The 4,113-nt window shown below is 40.9% G+C and carries 3 protein-coding genes; 1 reads left to right on the plus strand and 2 read right to left on the minus strand.

All coding sequences use genetic code 11. From position 1 onward, the window contains the following. Positions 1-375 precede the first annotated feature (375 nt). The gene (locus NH454_RS22055; protein WP_199527442.1) at positions 376-2,001 is read left to right on the plus strand and encodes a methyl-accepting chemotaxis protein; all 1,626 of its coding nucleotides are present in this window, start codon (positions 376-378) and stop codon (positions 1,999-2,001) included. 67 nt (positions 2,002-2,068) lie between these two features. On the opposite strand, the gene NH454_RS22060 is transcribed toward NH454_RS22055, so the two are convergent. Together NH454_RS22060 and NH454_RS22065 are read right to left on the minus strand one after the other, a co-directional pair. Then, the gene (locus NH454_RS22060) at positions 2,069-2,476 is read right to left on the minus strand and encodes a phosphate ABC transporter substrate-binding protein (RefSeq protein ID WP_199527443.1); all 408 of its coding nucleotides are present in this window, start codon (positions 2,474-2,476) and stop codon (positions 2,069-2,071) included. A 12-nt stretch (positions 2,477-2,488) separates the two neighbouring features. Next, complete coding sequence (locus NH454_RS22065; RefSeq protein ID WP_253040204.1) at positions 2,489-3,634, minus strand: porin; 1,146 nt, start codon at positions 3,632-3,634, stop codon at positions 2,489-2,491. Positions 3,635-4,113: the final 479 nt, after the last annotated feature.

Consider the following 4,113-nt stretch of genomic DNA (forward strand, 5'->3'; position numbering starts at 1 on the left):
TAAGAAGAAGAAATTTATAACATCAGTTACTGGAAAAAGCAGGAGTATTGAATTATTGATTGAAAAAGATCAGTTACCTGAATTTAAGTAGGGGCAACTGATCAAAATATATGTGAAAGAGTACTAGTGCCCAAAATCTAACACCTGATGACGCGGGATAAACCCGCTGCTACGCGTAGGCGTGAAACTTGTTTCGCGCATCTCAGAGTTGAAGGCTGAAAGCTCTTGTCTTTTTGAATATTATCTTCTCGCTCTTCATCCAGATCCTAAAAAACGGCACAAAATACGAAAAAAACCTGAAAATATATAAATATAGTTAATACTTTAGGGAAATCGGGCGATAATATTAAGACTATGACAGCAAAGGTGGATTAAATGTCTGCAGGTTTCTCTTTCAACAACTTAAGCATTTCAAAAAAGATACATGCCATAACATGCATTGCCATAACGGCATTCGTGATTATAGTGGTAACCAACTTTATCGCTATGAACGATAACAAAATTTCACTCGATGAATTAGAAAAGTCATCCTATCAAGTCGTAAAACTTACTACCGCCAATGTAGCCTTACTCGAAAAACTAGACGAACTATATACACAGGCAGTGACATTTGGTGAATCAGATTTAGTCGATAGCGCAGCACAAACCTATAAAAAGATTAACGAAAACCTACAAGACATCATCAGCATTAACGATGGCTACGTGAATAGCGATACAAAAAAACAGTTAGAGCTTTATGCACAAACGTCTTCGAGTATTGCAAGCTCGATGATTGAAGGAACTGCCGACTTCAGCAAAATTCAGCAGCAAGCCCAGCAAAAAACCAAACAGTACGAAGCCGTGCTTGAAGGTTTTAAGCGTGCTCAATCTCGCGCTGATGATCGCTTTTTTGAGCTTGTACAAGCAACCAAAGCTCGTTCAGACAATGCGCTTAATTTAATGCTGATTGTCTCGGTAGTTTCATTACTGTTACTAATTGCTACATCGATTTGGATTGCCCGTGGAATTGGCTCATCAGCCAGTGCTGCGGCAAGTAACTTACGTTTGTTAGCCGACGGTAAAGGCTCGCTGAGCACCCAACTTGAAGTACACGCTAAAGATGAAATAGGTCAGGTATCAATTAATTTTAATGCCTTTATACAGCTACTAAAGGCTGCTGTACTTGAAGTAATAGCGGTGTGTGAGCCATTAATGGAAAACTCAACCCGGCTTGTGCAAGGTATGGAACGCGCCGAGCGTGCAACAACTAAACAAACATCAGATGCCGAAATCGTAAAGCAATCGATGGAAGAAATGCGTCAAAGTGTTGCTGATATTTCTCACTCAGCGGCAAACGCATCGCAAGCTGCGCAAACCGCAGAACGGGAAGTAGAGCAAAGCCGAACGCAAATAAGACGCTCTGTAAGTGAGTCACGTACATTAAGTGATGAAATTAACCAAGCTGCTTCGACAATTAACCAGCTGGCGAATGACACTAAAAATGTAACGCAAATTTTAAACGTAATTACCTCTATTGCTGAGCAAACTAATTTACTTGCTTTAAATGCGGCTATTGAAGCTGCGCGTGCAGGTGAACAAGGCCGTGGTTTTGCGGTTGTTGCTGACGAAGTGCGTGAGCTTGCTTCAAGAACATCACACTCAACTAACGAAATCAGAGAGCTACTTACAACGCTAACCACCGCAGCAAGCGATGCGGTAACTGCTATGAACTCAGCCCGAGATATGGCTACAAACAATGCTGAAGCTGCTGAAAATACAGGGCAATCTATTGATAAAATTTCTGAGCAGATATTATCAATTAACGGTATGAACTCTCAGATTGCCGCAGCCACCGAAGAACAAACATCTGTGGCAAGTATGGTGGTTGAGAACGTGTCGAATATGCATATGTCGTTTGAAGAAACAATGGATTCACTCTCGGCGGTACGTGATGTAGCGAAGAACCTTCATTACCTTTCTGATTCGTTACTCGACGCCACTGCAAAATTTAAAGTTGAGTAATTTAAGCGCATAAAAAACCAGGCATCGCCTGGTTTTTTATTAACGTAGTGAGTATTTAAGCTAGCACTTAAAAAGTACCTACTACTTTAACTTTATCAGTTACTTTTGCTGCATCGATATAACCAATGGCGTCGCTATTGGCTGCAACAAAATCAATAACAGCTTGATCGTTTGCTAGTTTTTCAGGTGGCGTACCTTTACCTGTAAATACCAGTTTTGACCAATAAGCGTTAAGCTGGCTGCTCGACTTACCAACCACCTTATCGTTAAACTCGTCGCTTACGCTGTTACCGTCTTGGTTTACCGGATTTACTTTGGTGCCATCATCAAACGACTTTGCTTTGCCAAGGTAAATCTTTTTGATTGTTCCTTCATCAATAGCATTGCCATTTGCAGGGTTTACAATAACAGCAACATCAGCAAATGCAGCGTGCGAACAAACGGTGAGTGCTGTAGCGATTAATAATTTTTTCATCATAAACTCCAATTAAAAAACTAAATCAACAGCAACAGCAACAACGTCGGTTTCTGTATCTGTAATATCATCTTTAAAGCGGCTGAAATCTACTTTTAAAGCAGCTGATGGGTGGAAGTCATAACGAGTACCAATGGTATACACATTGCTCTTCGCTTTTACGCCCTCAAGCACCTGATTAATACCTGCGTTTAAAGCTGGTACTGCAGGTAGTGCGTTGTAGCGGTTGCTATCGTGTTTGTCGTCGTTATTTTCGTAAGTTAAGTGCACAATCCACTCATCCATACGGTAACCAACAGAGGTATAGTATTGAGTTTGTTTAGCAAGGGCGCTGTTTTCTACTTCAAACTCAGTGTATTCAGCATCAAATAGAATGTCGTTGTAATCAATCGAAAAGCCCACAGCGAAGAAAGAGCCATCATCTTCGTTAACAGCAATATCATCAGCTTGATCAACAAAGCCCGCAGCTCTTAGCGTTTGCTCAAGGCCATTAAGCGCAACACCTGCATCGGTGTCGTTTTCGATTGCAATTGTTGTGTCTGCTACAAAGTATGCAGCACGAGCACTGAACCAGTCGTAGCTCATCGTCCAGTTGATACCAGCAATATCATTAAGCTCTGTATCGCCATTAACCGATACCACAGCAATGTTGCCATCGAAGCTACCGTAAATAACTTGAACGGTTGAATCCCAATCACCTAATTGCGTGTTATGTAACAGGCTTAGGCCTTCATACGTTGAAAACGGGAGGTTGTAAACAGATTGCGGCGGACGAACCCAACGGTAAGTGTAACCAACGTCTAAGAAGTCTGAGTAACGGTAAAAAGGCACACGCATTTTACCAGCACTCACTTGTAGCTCATCGCTGAACTCATAGGTTAAATAAGCCCACTCAAACTCAGCATCAAAATCATCGCTACCACGCGCTACAATTTGTGCCGTTGCGCTTAGTTTTTCTTGTAAATCTGCAGAAAGCTGTAATGCGAACATACTTTCGTTTTTAAACGAAATATCATCATCGTAACCATAAAGCGTTGCGTCGTCGTCAAGGGCTTTACCGCCAACAATAGAAGCAAAGCCATTTATGCGAACCTCTGCCATTGTGTTTGCAGACACAAAAGCAGCACATAGAGCCAATGCAATAGGAAGTTTTTTCATTGTGTATCCCTAGTATTTAGTATGAAAATGTTGATTTCGCTTAATATTATAGTAGTGCGTAGCGAAATGGGCGACACAAGTTACAGATAAATTGTAATTACGGCAATCAGTAAGTTGTTATTTTTAAATTGAAAAAGGTACAAATTAAAGTTGGAAAGCGGCCTAAAAACATCTGTTAGTGCTCTTAATCTTAAATCAGCCCGTAGGATTTTTTATGCGCACAGAGAAGCGAATAAGGGTACATCAGTTAATTGTATATTAGCTTGATAGATCTTTTTCTAACCACAGAGGACAAAGAGAGCACAGAGGAAGAAACGGAGGTATTAAAGTGTACTTCTCTTAAGCGAAGCGTCTCGGTGTACTTATATGGACTCCCCGTTTTTTGTCAACGGAGTATTTATTAAATAAAGATTAGATGCTGGCTTATATACGGACTCTATTTGGGGAGCTACCCCTGGTCACTTTAATGTATTCGCCCC

Source organism: Pseudoalteromonas sp. Ps84H-4, assembly GCF_024124645.1.
In the GTDB taxonomy this organism is placed as follows: Bacteria; Pseudomonadota; Gammaproteobacteria; order Enterobacterales; family Alteromonadaceae; genus Pseudoalteromonas; species Pseudoalteromonas lipolytica_C.